General features: G+C 45.5%; 14 protein-coding genes. All 14 read left to right on the top strand.

Annotated features, from left to right (window positions below):
* The first annotated feature begins 17 nt into the window (after positions 1 to 17).
* Positions 18 to 1,508 carry a dipeptidase gene (locus tag C2M32_RS19895; protein ID WP_105170036.1) on the top strand — a complete coding sequence of 497 codons (1,491 nt, stop codon included), beginning with the start codon at positions 18 to 20 and terminating at the stop codon, positions 1,506 to 1,508.
* A gap of 781 nt (positions 1,509 to 2,289) precedes the next feature.
* On the top strand, positions 2,290 to 2,859 hold the full coding sequence (locus C2M32_RS19885; protein ID WP_158678292.1) for a Pvc16 family protein: 570 nt from the start codon (positions 2,290 to 2,292) through the stop codon (positions 2,857 to 2,859).
* The gene (locus C2M32_RS19880; RefSeq protein ID WP_105170033.1) at positions 2,859 to 3,692 is read left to right on the top strand and encodes a hypothetical protein; all 834 of its coding nucleotides are present in this window, start codon (positions 2,859 to 2,861) and stop codon (positions 3,690 to 3,692) included. Before C2M32_RS19885 ends, C2M32_RS19880 begins: the two co-directional genes overlap by 1 nt.
* Positions 3,693 to 3,922: 230 nt before the next feature.
* Positions 3,923 to 5,500, top strand: a complete 1,578-nt coding sequence (locus C2M32_RS19875) for a phage tail sheath family protein (RefSeq protein WP_105170032.1) — start codon at positions 3,923 to 3,925, stop codon at positions 5,498 to 5,500.
* Between the two features lie 61 nt (positions 5,501 to 5,561).
* Positions 5,562 to 6,026: a phage tail protein gene (locus C2M32_RS19870; RefSeq protein WP_070986053.1), complete on the top strand. Its 465-nt coding sequence runs from the start codon at positions 5,562 to 5,564 to the stop codon at positions 6,024 to 6,026.
* Positions 6,016 to 6,492: a phage tail protein gene (locus C2M32_RS19865; RefSeq protein WP_105170031.1), complete on the top strand. Its 477-nt coding sequence runs from the start codon at positions 6,016 to 6,018 to the stop codon at positions 6,490 to 6,492. Before C2M32_RS19870 ends, C2M32_RS19865 begins: the two co-directional genes overlap by 11 nt.
* A 38-nt stretch (positions 6,493 to 6,530) precedes the next feature.
* Positions 6,531 to 6,701, top strand: coding sequence for a DUF5908 family protein (locus tag C2M32_RS20605; RefSeq protein WP_158678291.1), 171 nt, complete (start codon positions 6,531 to 6,533; stop codon positions 6,699 to 6,701).
* Positions 6,702 to 6,729: 28 nt separating this feature from the next.
* Entirely contained in the window at positions 6,730 to 7,407 is a 678-nt protein-coding gene (locus tag C2M32_RS19860) for a CIS tube protein (RefSeq protein ID WP_199886194.1), read from the top strand.
* Complete coding sequence (gene vgrG / locus C2M32_RS19855; RefSeq protein ID WP_105170029.1) at positions 7,404 to 9,188, top strand: type VI secretion system tip protein VgrG; 1,785 nt, start codon at positions 7,404 to 7,406, stop codon at positions 9,186 to 9,188. The genes C2M32_RS19860 and vgrG overlap by 4 nt, the downstream gene beginning before the upstream one ends.
* Before the next feature lie 12 nt (positions 9,189 to 9,200).
* Positions 9,201 to 9,500: a PAAR domain-containing protein gene (locus tag C2M32_RS19850; RefSeq protein WP_105170028.1), complete on the top strand. Its 300-nt coding sequence runs from the start codon at positions 9,201 to 9,203 to the stop codon at positions 9,498 to 9,500.
* A gap of 3 nt (positions 9,501 to 9,503) precedes the next feature.
* Positions 9,504 to 9,953, top strand: coding sequence for a GPW/gp25 family protein (locus C2M32_RS19845; protein WP_105170027.1), 450 nt, complete (start codon positions 9,504 to 9,506; stop codon positions 9,951 to 9,953).
* Positions 9,946 to 13,968, top strand: coding sequence for a baseplate J/gp47 family protein (locus C2M32_RS19840; RefSeq protein ID WP_158678290.1), 4,023 nt, complete (start codon positions 9,946 to 9,948; stop codon positions 13,966 to 13,968). Before C2M32_RS19845 ends, C2M32_RS19840 begins: the two co-directional genes overlap by 8 nt.
* Complete coding sequence (locus C2M32_RS19835; protein ID WP_105170025.1) at positions 13,965 to 16,862, top strand: hypothetical protein; 2,898 nt, start codon at positions 13,965 to 13,967, stop codon at positions 16,860 to 16,862. The genes C2M32_RS19840 and C2M32_RS19835 overlap by 4 nt, the downstream gene beginning before the upstream one ends.
* Positions 16,849 to 21,849: a contractile injection system tape measure protein gene (locus tag C2M32_RS19830; protein WP_158678289.1), complete on the top strand. Its 5,001-nt coding sequence runs from the start codon at positions 16,849 to 16,851 to the stop codon at positions 21,847 to 21,849. The genes C2M32_RS19835 and C2M32_RS19830 overlap by 14 nt, the downstream gene beginning before the upstream one ends.
* Positions 21,850 to 21,900: the final 51 nt, after the last annotated feature.

The raw sequence follows: 21,900 nt of genomic DNA, 5'->3' as shown, positions 1-21,900 counted from the left end.
GAATCAAGGAAATTAACATGAACCGTTTCGTATGCGTGGCAGCGGCAATGCTAGCCTTTAGTGCTCAAGCGAATATCGAAAGTATCAGCGTGAAAACGGCCGACTATGCGGTCGCTAATTACCAGCAGGCACAGATCCATACCCTTGCTAATTTGGTGTCTTTCCCCACAGTGAATAAAGAAGGGCTAGCCACCCCACAGAACCCAGATTTTATTGGTTTTAAGCAGCTACTTAAAATGAAAGCGGCGCAACTGGGTCTGGATTATCAGGACAAGGGCCACACGGTACTGATTGGTTTGGGCACCCAAGCGCAAAAAGTCACAGTGGTGACCCATGGAGATGTACAACCTGCGGACCCTACAAAATGGCAACAAAGTCCTTTTCATTTAGATTCAACCACTGAGCCTGGCAAGCTCATCGCACGGGGAACGGAAGATGATAAGGGGCCGATTGCAACTGCGCTTTACGCGATGAAAGCTATCAAAGATCAAGGAATAGAGCTGAACAATCGTATCGAGTTGATGATCTATCTTGCTGAGGAATCAGATTGGGAGCCGCTCAAAGCCTTTATGAAAAGCTATGAGCAGCCCAAATATGCCATCACCATAGATGCAAGTTACCCAGTTGTTGTTGCTGAAAAAGGTTGGAGCTTAATTGAACCGACATTTACGGGTGAATCACCTGGTACGGGAGTGTACGTCAGTAATTTAAGTGGCGGCGCGTTTAAAAGTCAGATCCCAGAAGATGCCAGCGTGACAGTACATAATGCATCGGCGGAACTGATGGCACAATTGCAGGCTAAGGCTAACTCTTTGAGTCAGGTGAAAGTGTCTTTTACACAGATGCCGCAGGGCGTGAAAGTGAGTGTGAAAGGCGTGTCAGCTCATTCATCTGAGCCTGAGGCGGGTGTGAATGCTATCGCATATCTTGCTGAACTATTTAGTGGCGTGACCCTTGAATTAAACGCAGACGGTCAGGCTATTAGCTTTATTAACCAACTGATAGGCACTGATTTGTATGGCAAAAATTTTGGAGAGATTGCTTATAGTCATGAGTTTATGGGCCCAATGACCGTTGCGCCAACGGTATTAGCGCGTCAGGGAGATCACATTGTATTATCCGTTAATGCCCGTCGACCAGTGGGTAAACAGGCCCAATTGTTAGAGCAGCAAATTCGTCAAGCCATCGACAACTGGCAGCACTCTCAACAAGTACAGTTGGACAAAGTTGAAATTGAATTAGGCGAACCAATGCTACTGGACAGTGCGCCACACGCGCAAAAGCTATTGGATATTTTTAAGTATTATACCAATGATACCGATGCTGGGTTTGTATCGATAGGTGGTGGGACTAACGCCAAGCTATTCGACAATGCGGTCAGTTTCGGCCCATCTATGCCGGGTAAAAAATATACCGGTCACTCGGAACATGAATACATAACCGTCGAACAGTTAGAGCTCAATTTACGCATGTATACCGCAATGATGATTGAACTTGGTAACATGTAAGTCTTTTATCAGTAAATGATTAATGTGGCAGGAATTCTGCCACTTTTTTCTGTGGCGTTTATGACTTTAAAGATACGTGAAGTAACGCATTCAGACATCCCGTTTCTAATCGAATTGCTCAATGAGTTTGCGCGTTAATTGGCATCTGATAAGCATACCAAAGAGCATATTGAAGACGCGTAGGAGCAGTGGGGGTAGACTCACAGCGGATCACCGATAGTACCAATTTTGTTGCTGGTGATGAAATCGACCATTCATTGACCAAATCATCCAGTTTGTATCGATGAAAAAATATTAGCTTATAAATCATATCATTAAGATTATATTACACCTTCAATACCGCATTTTTACGCTTTGAGGTTATACCGCCCCAGATCCCGACTTTATGGGACGTAATTGTATCAAGATTGGTCACAGCCAAGCCGCGTTAGCGGGTACTTACACATACATTTAAGCTTTTCCTATTAAGCATATGGCTTATTCAAAACTTACTACCTCTATTTTATTGTTGCAATTATTGCATTTAATGGTGAGGGGCTCAAAGCAGCAAAAAAGTATCAATATTGAGGTGGATTTTTATGAGAACACTAAAAAATCATTATTTTACACGTATATATGGTGGGGTTTTCTATATTTAATCAATAGCTTATGAAAAATTGCATAAAGCGTGTAATGAAGTGTAATTGTTTTATTTATCAATGTGGTTACACTATTTTTACTTTTTTACGCTGTTTATTCGTACCTAACAACATGGATGGCTAATTTATGGTGGAAGGATGCTGTGATTGATCTAGCCTTACGTTTTGTCGAGCAACAACTTAACCAAGCATTAAGAACTAAATTTGCTCTCGATAGCGACATTGTCATCATGAATCATTTGGTTGAATCAAATGGTACGCCGCCACTTGCGAATCAAAATAAATTGGTCATCACCTTAATCAATCTAGAGCATGAGACAAATAAGCAGTTTTATGGTGGCCAAAGAACAGTACAAACCACGCAAGTTCAGCAGCTACAACCGACTACACGCTTTAATCTGGACATATTACTGACGGCACATTTCGATTCATACAATGAGGCGCTTAAATTTCTGAGCGCATCAGTGGCATTCTTTCAGGCCTACCCGACATTAACGAAAAAAGATTTCCCCAATATGCCACCAGATTTGTTTCAGTTACAGTTTGAAATTGAAAACTCGCCTTATACTCAAACTCACAATCTATGGAGTGCATTAGGGGCCAAATACCAGCCTTCAATTATATATAAAATACGCCATGTCGCGGTGCAATCACTTCAAGTAATGGGCAGTGTGGGTGCGATTACCGATGTAGACAGTGAGGCATCTATCTGATGTTTACCTTGTTTAGCTTGCTTCTTGAACATGGCTACTTTGCAGACAAAAAGTGGATTAATGCTCAGTTACAAGCGACATCAACAACTCAGTTTTGGCTAAACCGCTACCAAATGTCACTTCACAAGGACGGTACTACTTGGCGTCTATATGGTTATCAAAACACCGCTAAAGCGGATTTCCTGCGCTACCTAAGCCACACTCAAAACATTCAGACATTAGAATTTTTGCTGCTACAACCTTTAGATGATTTTGTAACCTTTACTGATTTGCCGATGGACTGGAAAGGGCTACTTCAGTTCAACACGGCCAACAGTATGCCAGTGTCCGAGGGGGCGAGTGTGTTACAAGTTGATACCCTTGATAAGGCAACTCAGGGAGTATTTGTTGACCGAGCCATCGCAAAAATTGTTTTCAATATTAGTGATTTGATGGTCACTGAACACTATCAAATCACGCTGTCAGCGCGAGCAACTCAGTGGGTTTATCACCTCATCCAGCGTGGTCAGACTCATTTATACCAACCTCAGCTAGTCGACAAGCAAAATGAAGTGTCGTTTACAACCCCCAGTTTTTATAAGACGCAAGAGGGTGAAGCAGCTTGGTTGAGTAACAGTGGGGAGTTTAATTTGCCACTACAGCAAGTTCCAGCCCCCCGTTTTGAATTGGTTGATACGCAGCAATTAGATAGCACAGGTGAGCACAATATACAGCGCACTGTGATTAGTGCCTTGCCTGCTCCAAGAAGCGATCAGCTTCACCTTGGTACTCCGCTGAATTCAAACAGTTCATCCCCGCTTTGTGTTCAGTCGCATATGTATGTTTATTTCTAGGTTACTTAGCCATTGAGTAACACTAGCTTCGGACCAGTAATGTCTGATTGGGGTTAACCCACACAATGGGGTTTGCTTAGAAAATGGCATGTGAAATACCGTAAAACAACCAGTCAATACAGTGAGATACAACAGCTTTACTGTAGCGACACAAAAAGGGTTTTCACTTCACTCTATAGGTCGAAGGAAAACGAAATTTAGTCAAACAGGAACAAAAGGCAAACGATGTTATGGTAACTTCCAACATTAAAACACCCGGCGTGTACATTGATGAAGTCAATGCCTTCCCTAACTCAGTGGTCCCCGTTGCAACAGCGGTACCTGCGTTTATTGGTTATACGCCAACAGCTGAGTATCAGGGCAAGTCTTACTTCAACAAGGCACAAAAAATTACTTCATTCGCTGAGTTTCAGTCTATTTATATGAAGGGGAGTCCGCCACCACCGGCAGATCCAGCCTCGCAATATAGCCCTGAATATTACTTGGTAGAACAAAAAGAAAAGCCAACTTCTGGTGATTATATGATGATCTCCGGTAGTTATTATTCAATAGTGCCCGACCCAAACAGTATTTATTATTTATACAATAGTGTGCGCCTGTTTTATCAAAACGGCGGTGGTGATGCGTACATTGTGTCTGTTGGGACCTATGGTCCATCATCAGGTAAGCCAGGTGCTGTTGGCGCGCAAATTGTAAACCCTAATGTTAAGCTTAGTGACTTAAAAAGTGGTTTAGATTTGTTGCAATACGAGCAGGAACCAACCATTTATATCTGCCCAGAAGCGACGTTATTATCGGTTGCCGACAACGGTACTTTAATGCAGGAGATGTTGTTGCAGGCAGGTGAAATGCAAACCGCTGTATGTATGTTTGACGTTATTGGCGGCAACACACCCGACCCAATTACCTACACCAATGATATCGAAACGTTCAGGAACAATACGGGTTCAAATAGCCTGAACTATGGCGTGGCTTACTACCCATTCATTGGCACCACTATCATGCAATCGTCAGAGATTAACTACACCAACTTATTTGGCGGTGACGTTAAGCAGTTAGAGCCATTGCTGAATCCTCCATCCGCGCCAAATCCAACCGCTTCAAAAATCATTTCTATGATTGAAGCGGACGATGGCTCAATGACCACTTCACAGCTTAACGCTGCTCTACTGAACGCATCGCAAACCTATGTGCAAATCGTTAATCACGTACTGACCGATGCTAACTTGCTGCCTCCAAGTGGTGGCATGGCGGGTGTTTATACCGTCAATGACAATGTCAAAGGCGTATGGGGTGCACCAGCGAACACCAGTATTGTTGGCGCATCATCACTGCCTATTCGCTTGAATGATACTCAGCAGGCTGGCTTGAACGTTGATGCAGTGTCGGGTAAGTCAGTCAACGCGATCCGCTTTTTCAATGGTCAAGGAATTTTAGTCTGGGGCGCGCGTACGCTTGATGGTAACTCTCAGGATTGGCGTTATGTGTCGGTTCGCCGCACCATGACCTTCTTAGAGCAATCATGTAAGTTGGCCGCTCGTGCCTATGTATTTGCTCCCAATGACATCAACACGTGGGGCGCTGTTAAGAGTGAAATCGGTAGCTTCCTCATGAGTATTTGGAAAGAAGGTGGTCTACAAGGCTCAAAAGCGTCGGATGCGTTTCAGGTTGAGTGTGGTTTAGGCACCACGATGACCAGTGACGATATTCTTAACGGTTTTATGAAAGTGTCGGTAAAAGTAGCGATTGTTCACCCAGCAGAATTTATTGTGATCTCATTCGAACAGGAAATGGCTAAGTCAGGCTAATAAGCAGCGCTGAGGTAGTTATGTTTAACCAAATTATAGAAAAAATATAAGGGGAAATACCATGGCAGATGACGGCAGCAAAGAAGGCAGCACGTGGCCAATGCCCAAGTTCCGTTTCGAGGTTGACCTTGGAACGGAACTACAAAAAGTGGCTTTTCAGGAAGTCTCAGGGATGGACAAAGAAGTACAAGTGATTGAATACCGTCACAGTAACAGCACTTTGTTCTCCACAATCAAAATGCCAGGTATTGCTAAGTACGGCAATATCACCATGAAGCGCGGCATTTTTGTGAATGACAACAATTTCTGGAAGTGGATGGATGAAATTGAAATGAACACCATTAAGCGTCGCACGGTGCTGATCAAATTACTTGATCAGGATGGTAAAACCACCATGCAATGGCAGCTTAATAATGCGTGGCCGACCAAAATCACAGGTACAGATTTGAAGTCGGATGGTAACGAAGTAGCCGTTGATACGTTAGAAATAGCGCATGAACAGTTGATTGTGACCAATGGCTCATAATCTACAAACCAGCTTTTACTTCAGCGTTTCAATCTCAGGGATGAGCAGCAGTGATGCTGCTTTTCAAGAGGTACTGGGATTGAGCAAGGAGCTTGGCAGTGAGGATGTGGTCTGTGGTGGTGAAAACCGCTTTAAATATCGTCTACCCACCATGACAACCTTTTCAAATCTGGTGCTCAAGCGAGGCGTGACAACGGATGAATCTTCGTTAATTGCCTGGGTAAAAGATACGCTGGACGATGGATTGGCGAATCCTATTCAAACCAAAGACATTAAAGTGCGGTTATTGGACGAAAAGGGCAACGTCAGTATGCAGTGGGATTTTATCGCCGCCTACCCTGTTAAGTGGTCGGCGAGTGACCTGAAATCACAAGATGGTGAGGTATTTATAGAAACACTCGAGTTTTCCTACCGATATTTTGAAGTTGAAGACAGTCGCTCACCACAAATGGACTTGTACGCGTAATGTGTACTAAGCACAACAGCAAGAAGAGGAGTTAGCGCATGGCCGTTGAAATCAGAGAGCTGGTGATTAAAACCGCTATTCAAAGTCACAAAGAAACGTCGGGACATGAATTGACAGAACAACAATTGCAGCAGCTTAAACAGCAAATTGTACAAGAGTGCGTCAAGCAGCTTGGCCTTAAGCAGCGACAAAAAATGTTAGAGCGCTAAGGCATTATTTAAGCACGGAGATAGAGGCGTGGGTAGTTTAAAGAAAATGCGCATAGTCGCATACAGCGATGAGAAATTTACCTCTAAGGTCGATGAGTATGTTGTTATGCTCAACCCGGAGCAAATTAAGCTGGACCGTAGCATTAATTATAATGAAGAGCAGGCACCAGACTCTGGAAAGCTTTCTTCTAAATATCGTTCCACGCCCGGTGAAAAACTAAGTTTTGATCTAGTGGTTGATTGCACTGGCGTTGTTGATTCTACGCGTACCGACATGCCTACTGAACTCAATCAATTACAAAAAGTGGTATACACCTATAACGGCGATATACACCGTCCAAACTACGTCACTGTGTATTGGGGGCAAGGGCTGTCGTTTCAGGGCGTATTGACTGCATTTGATACTAACTACACCTTTTTCAAACCGGATGGCACCGCACTGCGTGCTAAGGTATCGTTACGTTTTACCTCTTATTTAGACCCCTCTACCGCTGCCAAAGAAGAAGATAAAAAATCACCGGACCTGACCCACCGTATCGCTGTTGTTGAAGGGGATAGTTTGCCACAAATCAGCCAACAGGTTTATCAAGACCCAGACTTATATGTGCAACTTGGTGCGTTTAATCAGTTGAATAAACTAAGAAATATAAAAGCAGGCAGTGTATTGAGCGCGCCACCGTTACGTAGTCAAGGAGAGCGGTCATGAGTGATAGTAGCAACGGTGGTGTAGCAACGCTGGAAATCAAGTCACAAGGGTCGACGATTCCAGATACGGTGCAAGTTCACAGCGTCGTGATCAGACAAGACATCAATCGGGTCGCTTACGCGACCATCCAAGTCTTGGACGGAAATCCTTCAAAAGAGGGCTTTGCTGTCAGCAGTTCTAGTACCTTTGTGCCGGGGAATGAGATCAGTATTGCGCTGGGATATGACGGTACTAACAGTACCGTATTTACCGGCATTGTGACTAAGCAGATGATACAGGTCAACCCAGGTGCTGGACCAATGTTGAATGTTGAGTGTCGTGATAAAGCAATAAAAATGACTGTTGGCCGAAAAAACTCTGCCTATCAAAAGAAAAAAGACAGCGACGTTATGAGCACCTTAATTGGCCAGTATAGTCTCAGCGCTGATGTGTCGAGTACATCCGTTGAGCTACCTGAGTTGGTGCAATATTACACCTCCGACTGGGATTTTTTACTAAGTCGAGCTGAGGTTAACAGTATGGTGGTCAGTACCATCAACTCCAAAGTATCGGTGTTCTCGCCAACCGATGATACCAGCTCGGTCATGACTGTCACTTATGGTGACGACCTTTATCATATTAATGTTCAGCTCAACAGTGTTACTCAGCTAAGTGAAGTTAAATCAAGTGCTTGGGATGCTAAATCACAAGCAATAATCTCAGCAACAGCCAGCAATTCGGTGTCTGGGGCGGGTAATCTAAGTAGCAAAAAATTAGCAGAAGTAGTGGGGCTGTCTGAGTTTGAGTTGCAAACCACCGCAGCGGTCGATAACGATAATTTGACTCAATGGGCCAAAGGACAAATGCTCAAAAGCGAGCTGTCTAAAATCACTGGTGATGCACGTTTTCAAGGCAACGCGAAGGCTCAGGTTGGCAAATATCTGACATTGGCAGGCATGGGAGGCCGCTTTAACGGCGATCATTTTATTTCCAGTGTTGAGCACGATTTTTCTGAAGGTAACTGGTTTACTACGGTGGAACTGGGGTTGTCACCAGTGTGGTTTGTACAAGAACATGACGTTACAGCGCCCGAAGCCGCTGGGCTGCTGCCCGGAATTGGCGGCTTATATAACGGTACTGTTAAGAAAATTGACGAAGACCCTGACAATGCGTATCGAATTTTAGTCGAATTACCCCTTTATAACGATGAGGGTAAAGGGGTGTGGGCCAGATTAACCAATTTCTACTCCAGTAGTGGCTGTGGCGCATTCTTTCTACCCGAAATAGGGGATGAAGTGATAGTGGGCTTTTTAAATCAAGACCCCCGTTTTCCTATTATTATCGGCAGTGTTTACAGCGAGAACCGCAAGCCCTATAGCGAGCTAACACCAGATTCAGACAACAGTAAAAAAGCCATCGTTACCAAAAGCAATTTGCGGATCATCTTTGACGATAAAGAAAGCATTCTCACCATTACCACTGATGCCAACAACACCATAGTGTTGGATGATAAAAATAAGCAAATAAAGATCTCAGATCAAAATGAAAACAGCATCCTGATGAGTGAATCAGGTATTGATATGAAAAGCCCTAAAAGCATCAATATTCAGGCTGATCAGTCGGTCAATATCAAAGGTGCCATGGGCGTCAATGTGCAGGCAGAGTCAGGCGATGTGAAAGTGTCTGGGCTGAATGTGAATGCCGAAGCTGATGTGCAGTTTAGCGCAAAAGGCTCAGCAACTGCGCAGGTGCAAGGCGGTGCAGAGCTGACGCTCAAAGGCGCTATCGTGATGATTAATTAACAGGATGAAATGATGCCACCAGCAGCCAGACTTACCGATTTTCATGAATGCCCGATGGTGACGCCGGGCGTACCACCAATTCCTCATGTTGGCGGGCCGATCATAGGGCCTGGGTGCCCCACGGTGCTGATTGGCAAATTACCCGCAGCCAGAGTGGGCGACATGCTGGTCTGCGTAGGTCCTCCCGATACCATTATTAAAGGCTCGGCAACCGTATTTATTGGCGGTATGCCAGCGGCGCGCATTGGTGACAATACCGCCCATGGTGGCTCCATTGTTTTGGGAGATTTTACGGTGATGATTGGAGGGTAACGAATGAGTGATAAACCAACATCAGCACATCAGAGCCAGTTTTTAGGCAGAGGCTGGCAATTTCCACCTACTTTTTCTAGCGTCTCGAGTCAGGTTGCGATGAACGAAGGGGTGGACAACATTAATCAGTCGATAGATTTGATCCTACAAACGCGGCGTGGCGAGCGTAGTTTGCTTCCGTATTACGGGAGCCAACTCAGCAGCTTTTTGTTTCGCTCTCAAGATGCCACGCTCAAAGAAGAGATTGAAAAGTCAGTGCGTTACACCCTACTCAATGACGAGCCAAGAATTTCGGTAGACGATGTGCTTGTTGATTACACCACGGGTGAGGAGTCGCTTGTGGTGATAACTGTTGTGTATACCATCAAGCAAACAAACACGCGTCACAACCATGTATTTCCATTCTCAATTTTGGAAGGCACTAACTTGGCAGTGAGGGCACAAGGTGCATAATCGACTCGACTTTGTAACAATGCAGGCGCAGCTTAATGCTCGCTTAGATCCGAGCGCTATCGCCTTGGATGGGCGTGATATTCGTGATCGCCTAGCATTCGTTGCATCCTTGTCAGAGTTAATTCTGTTTTACAATGAGCACAACCAGCCTGTGGGTGACTGGCGCTCTGTCGTGCTCAAAGATCCGGTGATATTGCTGGCGGTGATCAGCAAAACAGCTTATCAACCTATGTACTTTAGGTTTAATCAAATAATAGGGTCTTTGGAGAAAGTAAAACACTGGTTAGACCAACAAGATAGTAGTAGCGAACAACCCCCATTAAGCTTGCCGCCGAATCTAAATAATCATTGTATATCTCAGTTACTCTTGGTTATCGATCAGGTCTTTGAAGCCATCAATAGTTGGGTGGAATATTTAGAACAAAGTACCGTAGACTTTGACTTACGCGACTATATTTTACAGCAAGTCACAGGCGGGATAAGCCAACAACTCTGGCAGCGTTTAGCGCTCCAAGATTATTTGTCGAGCAAGCTAGCAGGGTGCATACCCAAACCCAGTGACTCACGCTTTAGTGATTTTAATCCGAACTGGTTCATCAATAAGCGCAGCAAAAATACCAGCGATGCGCAAAGCCCTTTGGAGGCCTTGCAGAGGCTAGAACAAATATATCAACAGATTTATCGCTTCTTTGTTCAGGTGATCCAAAGTGCTAAACCTGCATTTTACGAAATGGTCGTACAACAAAACGACTTTCCTGATACCAGTCTGATCATCGTGGCGAATCAGTTATTGGAGTATTCACAGCAAGAGTTTAATCAATACGCCCAAAAGCATCTGGATTTTTACTATAAGAATTTACTAAAACAAATGCCCGCACAAGCACAGCCAGACTATACCTACCTGTGCCTAACATTAGATAAATCAGCTTCAAGCTATGAGTTGGCTCAGGGAACCACTTTTACGGCGGGTACCTATCCTGACAAATCTGCGGTGTTATTTGCAACCACTCAGCAAACGGAGCTTAACCACACTTCTATCATTGCAATGTTCGGTGTGAGTTACTGCGCTACTAATCCCCCAAGCAATGACAAGCAGCAATACTTACAAACCTTTGCTGACAGTAACTTAGTTCGAACCGACCAAACGGGGCGAGTGTTATCCAGCAGTTGGTTTGCCAGTGAACAGGGAGAGAAAGTTCAGCAAGGGTTTGCGCTAGCCAGTGATATGCTGTTTTTAAATGCCGGCGAGCGAGTGGTCATTCTCACTTTTAATTTTGCCAATGAGATTGTGCTGGCTGATTATGCCAATGCGCAGGTCGCTGTATCAGGAGCTAAAGGTTGGCTGGATATTTTACCTTATGACGCGCTGACGCATACCAGCCAAGTCAGTTCAGCGCTTTGGTCTTCGCCTAGCGCTAAACAGCTACAACTGACCTTAACCTTTAGCAGCAGTTTCGCTTCGATAACGACGTTTGCAAAACCTCAACCAGATTACCCTTTGAGCATGCCCTACTGTAAAGTGATGTTGCCCAACAGCGTTAATTTACAATCACAACCACGGCTATTGAATCTTTCGATTAATGTTTCAGTGCATGACAGTGAGCTGTTGGCGCCAAGCAATGACAACGGCCTGTTGACGAACAACAAGGCAATGTACTTGCTTGGCACGCGTCCTCAAGTTGATAGTCATTTTTATGTCAGTTACCCAGAAGCTTTTGCAAAACCCGTCACCTCCCTTAAGGTGCGTGTTGATTGGGATAATGTACCGGACGATTTTAATGTCTATTACAGTGCTTACAATGACTACATCAAGAATAACAAAGCCCAAGTCAGCGATGCGGTTGCTTACACAAATAGTGTGTTTACTGTTGCTTGGAGCGTAATGCAATCTTCGGGTTGGCAAGATGCAACGGCGATGCTGACGTTACCATCGGACTTGATGACGTCTCAGGCCACATCTCAGGGCAGTGGCTCCGATGAACTTTTAGATTTGAGTAAACGTAAAGAGCCCACCTTGGGGCTTGATTTGCAAGGTCAAGACGCCTTGCCAGTCAACCAATCTGACGAATTGTCAGCCGCAGATAGTACCTCGGCTGAACCTACACCTAATGACGCGGGTAGCAACTCAGTGCCGCTACAAACTAGCAATGGGCTATTCGCACAGACCGTCGGGAAATCTGAGCAAACCATTAACGCGCAGTCGAGTGAGTTTGTATTTACACTCCCCACAGCATTGCAATGCGCAAATATCAAGGCTACAGATATTGCCAGCAATAAGAACCCAAGCGTAAGAATGACACTCACGGGGCCCGCACAAGGCTTTGGTGATCAACTCTATGGCGCGGTCGTCAATAATGTTAGCTTGAAAAATGCGCAAACCCTGATTGCGTTATCAGGACTATTTTCGATTATTACCAAAGTGTTTCACTCGGTAGCGCAGTTGTTAGGCTCGAATAAAGGCAAACTAGAGCCGATGCCTAACCCGCCACTACAGTTACAGGCTAAGCGCGTAGCCATGACCTATGAAGCCCAGCAGAGCATTGACTTCACATCGTCTACGATGAATTTACAGCAAGGGTTTGCACTGCAACATATAGGGCCTTGGCAAACGTATCAGTATTTTTGCCAACTAGCTGGTCAAGCCAAGCCGAGTGTTGATGACCGTGCTTTACAGTTGCAGCCTGAAATACCTGCTGAGCCAACCTTACAATTGGCGCAACAACCTGTGTCGGATAACCCGCAGGGTTTGGCATTATTTCAGGGAGTAAGCCAACCAGCGCTGAGTTTATATATGCAATTAGCACAGGTTGAAGCGCCATGCAGAGTCAGCTTGTTTGTGGAGTTAGCTCAAGATATCAGTGGTGATCTTCAGTCTAATCAGGTTGATATTTTTTATTGGAGTGAAACAGGCTGGAAAGCCGTGAATGTGTTGGAGGATGAAACCCGTGCGTTGACTCGCTCTGGCATCATTGAATTGGATCTCATGCAAGACGTGGCGTTAGATTCGCCGCTGTGGCCAAAACCTCAGGGCAAGGTAACCAACACGACTTGGTTGATGTTGACACAACAAACGCCCAGAAAAGTGCAGTGTGTGTATTGCAATACGCAAGCGGTCAAAGTACAGCGCTGTACACCAATTGCTTTACCGCTTGGAACTGTGCCTAGCATACAGGCCGAACAGATCACCGCCCCTGCGTCGAAAATTGCAGCAATTAGTAAAGTCACACAACCATTTGCCTCTATGGTGGGGCGCTCTGCTGAAAATACCAGTCAGTTTGAGCAGCGTGTTAGTTTGAGATTGAAAACTAAAAATCGAGCCAGCAGTGATTGGGACTATTGCATGCTTGCACGGCAAGCCTACAGTGGGCTTTTTTATGTGAAGTTGCTGACCTCTTCACGAGCGGGGACCGTGTCGCTCGGCGTGGTGCAGCATTATACCTCACCCGAGCAAGCGAATGCCTTTACTCCGGTTATGCCTAAGGCGTATCAGTTACAGATCACTGATTATTTAACGGCCAGAGTATCGGCTATGACGCAGGTCAAGGTAAGTAACTTGGCGCATGAAACAATTGTTATCACGGCGGAGCTGGTGGTCAGCAAAGACACCAACATTAACGATTTAAACCTAGCTCTGACGGCCGGAGTGAATATTTATTTGGCACCTTGGATAGCGTCCAGCCAACCACAGTACTGCTTAAACAGTGGTTTGAGCAAAGCAAGTTTAGCGGCATATATTGCCAGCTTTAGTCAAATAGAAGCGATTCAAAAACTGGATGTTTCATTGCTATTAGCTTCGCTGGAACCAACTGTTTCAGCGCAGGAACAGCCTGCGAGTCAACAAACAACATCGCAAACCGATACGATTTCGCCAAGCGCTGATAATGCGATTTTTGTGCCCGCCAGCAAACACGACTTTACGTTTATAAGGGCTAGCAGCGAGACGCCTTCTGGCGGTGATAGCGGTGGCGCACAAGCAGTGACATTACCGATGAATACGTTGTTGGAGGCGGGATGATGAGTGAATCCGCAACGACATCGTTAGATAGCTTGGTGCATCCAAATAGCATCAGTGCTGGGCCACTGCCCAAAGCGCTACAATTTACGTTTTTAAAAAACGCGGGTATTACCACGCTCAAAGCTCTGGCGGGCGCCTCTTGGAGTAACTATAACGATAGTGACCCCGGAGTGACGATTTTAGAGCAAATTGTGTTTGCACTCACCGAACTTGGGTATGTGAATACTTTTGACATTGCTGATGTACTGACACAGCCTGACGGAAGCATTGATTATCAACAACAGTTCTACGCGATTGATGAGATTTTAACTACAGGCCCCATCAGCACCGCTGATTATCGTAAGCTGGTAGTTGATAATATTAGTGAAATTGACAATGTGTATTTACAGCCGATAAGTTTGAGCGACCAGCTCACGGGGTTGTATCAGGTGTGGCTCTACGCCCCTCATTTACCTACTCAAATGACTGCGCAGACACAGGTACAGGCGCAACAAGCACTGTGTCGTTCGGTTTATCAGTTGTTAAACAAACATCGCAATCTGGGCGAATACTTTTTGATGCCGCAAGTGCTGCGCACCAATACGGTGACGCTAAGTGGTGAAGTTTTACTGACGCAGGATGCTGACCCTGAACAGGTGCACGTGGATATTATGCAAGCGCTGCGTGACTATGTTAGTCCTCAAGTAAAAAAGGTGGGCTATCAACAGGCGAGAGCACAGGGCGAGTCGGCAGATCAAATATTTGATGGCCCTAGATTACAAAACGGTTGGATGTTGGGTGATAACCCATTGGGTAGCAAACGCAGTGTTATCCAAAAGGTTGAGTTAATCACCTTAATTAGTCAGGTAAGCGGTGTAACCGCTGTTGAGTCGTTTAATTTGAATGCACAAGCTGATGTACAGTCAGTGTCTATCGCCGCGGACGAAATAGCGCACTTGGAACCCGGCGCTGATTTCACGCTGATACAACATCAAGCTCCACTTAACATGCAGCCTTGGCAGCAAACCAACTTACTTTCGCAAATAGAAGTGCACTGTCAAAATCAAAGCATTGCGGCTCAGGTTGATTTAACCCCAAAGAAACCAACGGGCCGCTATCGCGATATTGAAAGTTATTATTCAATTCAAAATACCTTTCCGGATATCTATGCGGTGGGGAGCAACTCTTTGGAATCAGATGCCTCGAAGTGCCGCATTGCACAATCTCGGCAGTTAAAAGGTTATTTGTTGCTGTTCGATCAGGTGTTAGCTAATCAGTTTTCGCAAGTGGCTAATCTAAGTAATCTATTTACGTTTGCTTTTGATATTGTACCGACCTCTCAACAGCAGTTTTATCAGCAAAGCTTAACTCAAAGTGCGCCGCAACCACCTGCTATTCCAAGTCAGAGTTTTATTCGTAGCTATTTTTATCAACCTTTGTATGACGTACCAGATGTACAGGCATTGTTAAAAGGCCAGCAGCAGTATCAATTTTTTTACCCCGATGACCCAAGTGATAGCGCACAAAGAAATGCGCTGGCATGGCAGCGTTTCAAAAATGATCCATTCAATCAATATAACCATGGGCTGAGCCAAATCGTAGAAAACCAGCAAGAGGCACAGCAGCGCCGAGATGTTATGTTGAGTCATCTACTTGCGCGTCAAGGGGAGCCCGCTGACTTATATGATGACATCATTGATGCATCGCAGTGGTACGGTAGTCGTCTGCAAACTCGTATCATCATTAAATCGATTTGGTTACAGAATTTGCAGCAGCTAAGCTACCGCCGAGCACAAGCAATACAGTTTGCTTTGGCACAAACCTTACCCACACCTGGGCGATATCGTTTGAGCTTTGCGCACTACAAACAGTTAATCGCTAGTAAGAGTGATGATTTTGGCAAGATCATCAGCGGCGTGTATCAGCAAGGGTTTACAGATAAGGGCCAATTGGCTCGTATGATAGCGACCCTATTTATGAAGCAACTTGCGAAGCACGCTAAGGCGAAGGGCAAAGACAATAAAATAGATACGGGTAAAGTACTCAAACAAAGTCGTGCATTGGCGACAACCATACCACTGATGGATGGTAATAAACTGCTATTGGAGAACTCTCAACAGCGTTTGATGCTAGATGGTCAATACGACGCTCAGGCGTTAGATGCCTATGGCAAGCTCAGTTCACAAGACTTTGCCAACTTTAGTGTATTTGAATTAAAACTAGATTTGTTACTGGGGTTTGCCCTGCACTTGCGCACGCTGGCTGGTGCATTGGTGACGTTGATCAATGACCCTGACTTTGTGACTTGGCTGGGTCAACCTGTGGACGTTGGCAGCGAAGATGAATCGCAACAAGGGCAGAGCGGCTCATTTAATATTGATGATATTGTGGCTGAGCGTGCTCCCGATGCGTTGCAGATAAGCATCAGTGGTCAACAGGTTATGACCTTACCCAATCCAGAAGCTGCATGGCAGGTTACGGATATACAGCAATATATTGATCAACTGGCTTGGTTGAGTGGATATAGAAAAGGGGTTTTGCTCATTGAGCATACCTTGTTGCAAAGTGCTGTGGTGCAAATTTCATCCAATAACGCAGATAGCGACGATTGGTATTATCTAGCCTCTTCTTTGGTATTGCCCGACTATGTCTCTTTGGTCAATCAGCCGAAATTTATCTATTTCATTCGAGCGATTCAACAATTGCATTGGCCAAGTCATGTCACGCTTGAATTATTAACAGCCAATGTTACCCAGTTCAAGGATTTGATCAGCAATTACTGCCAGTGGTTTAATCAGCAGCGTCAGATTGAACGCACACCACTTCAAGGGGGGCCTACAGCACGGCAGGCATTAGCAGATGGGCTAAAAGAGAAACTTCAGTTACTCACCGAGGTGCCTAATGATGATGTCTAAGCATATGATTGGCCAGTGCCAGTGGCAGACCAGCTTTGATGATCAAGCGAATGTCACCCAGCTACAAGATGCACTAAGTCAGTGGAGCCACCAGATATTGCCAAATGTGCTTAATAACGTGTTTGACCGCTATTGCCCAAACGGCCAGACATGGCGTATCGAACAATTGCATATTGATTTGGGAGCCTTGACGTTAAGTGAGTTGGATACGCAGTTACCAGTAAAGGTCGCGGCCGCTATTGAACAAGCGTTGCTGAATATGCTTCAGCAATATGGCACTGATTCGAAAAGTGGTAAAAGTAACAAGCTGACCATCGTTGCACAGGGTGAGTCTGAATTAGCATTGTTACGTTGGTTTTTGCTTTACGGCGTAACGCCTTGGTGGGTGATGGGCAACAATAGCCCCTTACATGTTGTAGACTCACAAATGAGTCAGCAACCCAACGCTGTGGCATCTCTGATCCGCGAAATAGGCCACATGGACACCGTTAGGCGACGCATTGTGTGGCAGTGGGGAGAGGCCAGAACCCGTAAAACGGTGCAACTACTTGAGCCGTGGAACGCACAGTTTATTTGTAGCTATGCAGATAATGTCATACTTGCGCAGCGTCAACCACAGAGTCATATCCCTAAAGACAGTCATCTGCAAACACATTTATGGTATTGGATCTTAACGCATTTGCTGGTGGACAGAGGGACTTTGTTTAATACCTCGCAATTTGTGAAGGCAACACTTTGGCAAATGGCCCAGCACTACCAAATCTCTTTTTATGATTTATTAGAACAGTTGAGTTCTGTGGCCAAACACATGCAAGAAACTGGGCTGGTAGCACCGCAATTTTTACAAGTGCTGGTAGATATACAACACAGTGAGCAGCGACAACTCACAGCCCCCAGCAAGGTAGATGATGAAACGAACTTGTGGTCGCTGTTTTCAAGGTTATTGCATACCAAACAAAGTAGTACACAACATCATAATCAGACCTATTATTTAACCGAGTTGTTCATCCGACTTGCACAGGTTGGGCCCAGTAAAATGGCGCAGGTACTTAAGCATGAAGGGCAGGCAGAAGCGGTGCGGCTGCATATCGTTAAGCAGTTTGATGAGCAGCAGCTCGCACATATTGTGGAAGTGGTCGCGCCACATGATACGCAGTTTATTTTGGCCCATGTGTCACACACTCAAACTTTACTTAAACAACAACATTTAGATCCAGCGCTTATTTGGCGAGTATTGTTGGCGTATTTGTTTGTCAATCGGGGCAGCTATTTTAACCGCAGACAGTTTGTACATACTACCCTGTCGGGGGTGAGCCAGCACTTTGGTGTAGATTATCATCTAATCCTGCTGATGCTGCAACAAACCAGCAGCATGCCTAGTAGAGCGGGGCAGCAGTATGAACTGTTCACTATTTTGGCTGACTTACAACAGCAGCAAGCTAAACAAGCACAACATAATGACGCCCTGTGGTTGCGTCATTATCAGGCGCTTATCGACGTGCAGACTCAACAAAGCACAATGCAACATTCCGCCTTATTTGGGCAGTTTGCTTCGCTTAGCTGGCAACAAGTTGTACGTGGGATGGTCATGGTGCGTCCACTCGCTAGCCCACGTTCATTGTATACGCTGTTACAGCGAAGCAAATTGGGTGTATCGCAACGTTATTTGCTAGCACAAAAACTGGTGTCAGCGATGACATCTTCGAGCGTTGTGACGTTGAGTGACATTAAACATTTACTGGGGGCGCTGTCACCTAGCCATAGCATAGCGTCGATACAGCTAATAAACGCCTTGCTTGATTGGCAAAAGCAAGGGGGGATGCCTTGGTCTGCTCGTAACGGGTCGCTGATACTGCTATTGGAAAGTGTGGTGTTTAGCTTGATTAATCAACCACAAGCACAGAGCCTTGAACAGTGGTTTATACGAACGACCCGTGATATCGCGCAGCGTTTCACGTTGTCTCATACTGCATTGTTACAGCAAGTGTGGTCAAACGTACAGCAAGATAACCGGCCTCATCAGCGCTTAGATAACACGTTGATACAATGTATTAAAGGGGTTTTAAGTTCTCACTTTACGGGGCGTGTCACAAGTTTTTCAGGTAATGACAATGTGCCAGAGCAGGTGATCTACTCACCGCTTAGTTACAGCCAAATTAAAGCCCTTAGAGCGCTGGCAGCACGTTTTAAGTTATCAGTGGAAATGGTGCTCAAACTCAGCGCTGATTTTGTTTGTAAAGGGGGCTTACAACCTACTATAACTGGTGTTGCAGACGCACATGGGCAAAGAGAATCACAATTTATTAGTGAGCTTGCCCGTTACATCGCCACGCACTTCGCTTTGCCTGTAAGGCTCTTGCATCGCTATTTAGCAATACAGTTGGCACGAGCCACCGCGTTGACACACAGCTTACAACACCTGCAATACATCAATGCGAATGAAACCGTAGTAGGGGTAACTACGGGCAAAAATCTATCGGGTGCAAGGTCAGTGCTATCGCAAAAAATGTTGCAGCAGAGTTTACTTAAGGCGGAGCAAGCCGCACGTGAACGCTCGGTGTGGTTGTTTGCTGCCAAGCAGATAGCGCCTATCGGGGTGATGACTACGAAGCCGAAATACTCAACCTCTTTGCTTGTCAAGTCCGTGGCACTACCCGCACATTCTTGGCAACTGGTTGATGCTGGAGTAGCTGCCGCAACATCGACAGCTATGACGCCACAGACGAAACAGCAGAGCGTTCAACAATCGGCTTTGCAAACAAGGCCACCGTTCCTTGCGCAAGCCATTCGATATTTTCATCGACAGCCTTCGCAGTCAATATTCGAATTACTTAGCTGTTTGTTGGTGATGCGAGGTAGGAATGGCGCTTTTACCCGTGGCTTAAACATGGTCACGGATCATCAAAGCTTACTCTATTGGTTGTTGAATCCCTTTGATACGGCGACGAAGGCGCGTTGGCTATATCGGTTGTATTTGGCGAGTGTTCCAGTGAAAGAGGTTGCCATGGAAACAGCTAGAGCACTCGACTACGATGAGATGGCCGTGTTGGTAATTAAGCGATTGAGTCAAGAAGACGCTACGCTTGGGGCTATGATAGTACAAGAAGCCGCAGCGATGGATAGCACAGCTGAGCATTTTGCAGCGCTATTGAAAAGTGCATTGGTAAGAAGATGGTTGGCTCCCTTGCTGCCCGCAATGTGGCAAGATATTGGCGCTTGCGACCGATGGTGCCAACAACTGCAAACTTGGTTGTGTCAAGCGATTGAAGAAGCGGATGATCACAGCAAGTTGTCTCCTGTTGGGCAATTCACAGGGCGAAAACACGATATTCAACATATCAAGCAATTGTTTTGGCAGTTGATGGCGCAGCATTTTGATACAGCACTTAATCGGGCGAGTAACTCACTTAAAGCCGCGAGCTTATCTGCTGAGCAGGTTGCACAATTGGTCGCAGCACTTATCTTGAGATGGAGTCAGGCACATTCACTGAATTTACCTCAAGGGATAACACAGTTTGAACGTTATTCGATAGCGCATGAACATCACTTTATGCTGCCGAAATCATCGCTAGAGCGGGTTTTTAGTATTCTTAAGCACGTCACCCACCAAGGCAGTTTTAAAGCTATTGCCCAGAACTTATCCACTCATGAGCCGGCTTCTGAGTCGCACAATAAGCACCAAGCGCAGCACACGGTGGATACGCTAAAACAACAAAAACAAGCACAAGCTGAACATGTAGAGCGCGCTCATGCAGCAATGTCTGAGTCTCTCTTTGAGAGGGAAAGTGTCAGTAAATGGATACAAGACCTTAGCGGGGTATACCTCAATCGCACCGATATTAAAGCCATCATGTCACACTGGTTACAGCACGGTAGCCGACCAAATTTTATTGCTCAACAAGGCACCTTCAGTGGTGCGAGACTGCTTGATGATATGCAATTGCATAAGCCCAAACAGTGGTGTGAGTTGGTACTCCCTCATCTCAATAACGAAGTTGTTCTTGCCCGTATTGCCAACCACGTCACCTTAACGGTGCTGCTGGATGTGCTCAATAGAGCAGATAAGTTACCGCAATCTCAGAGCCGTATGTTCAATGATGTATTGCGTTTACTCAACATGTTTACTCGCCTTGGTGTGGCGCTTACTGAGCAAGAAAGTGAGCAATATATGTTGTTGAGTTTGCTCAATAGATTAGCGAAAGATGACATGGCACAGCTGAGCGCCGAATCATTATTACAATCGATATGTTGGCTACTGGTACAGCGTCAGGTGTGCAGTACTGATGAGCTCCTCAGAGTACTAAGTCATGATGACCTGCCTAGTTTTGCGCATCTGATGAATGCTGTGGACGAGTTACGTAAACAGTTAGGGCGCTACCGTCAAAGCACCCAAAAGCAAGCGGATAACCTGTCGCTACAACACGAAACACTAGAGCGTGTGTTACGTGAAAAGGCCAGCGAAGCGCCTGAACAGCCAACCGAATTTCCTATGAGCGTACCCAACGCAGGGCTAGTACTGATCCAAAGTTTTATCCCGCATTTATTTGAACGCTTGGGTTTGGTCAGTGATGAGCAATTTGTAAGCACGGAAAAACAGCGAGCTGCGGTTCACTACTTACAGTTTTTGGTAACAGGGCAAAGTACCACCGAAGAGCATCATTTAATTTTAAACAAGCTGTTGTGTGGCCATGGTGTGACACATCCGGTTGAAGCAGGCATTACGCTCTCTCAAAGTGAAATAGACACCATACATAGCTTAATTGAAGCGGTGTGTAACTACTGGCCAGCGATAGGCAAAACGTCAGTAGATGGATTTAGAGGAAACTGGTTAGTGCGCAGTGGCACCCTAACCGAAGCGCCAGATCATTGGGATTTGATAGTCGAAAAACGCGTGTATGACATTTTGATCAGCCGTTCGCCGTTGTCGTATTCGATAGTTAAGTTGCCTTGGATGGAAAAACCGATTTACGTAACTTGGCCAACCTAGTTGGTGATGTAACCCAAGGATGTAATTCACATTGATTGATACAAAAGAAGG

The organism is Pseudoalteromonas sp. T1lg23B (assembly GCF_002964665.1).
GTDB lineage: Bacteria > Pseudomonadota > Gammaproteobacteria > Enterobacterales > Alteromonadaceae > Pseudoalteromonas.
This window is presented reverse-complemented; position numbering and strand designations above follow the sequence as displayed.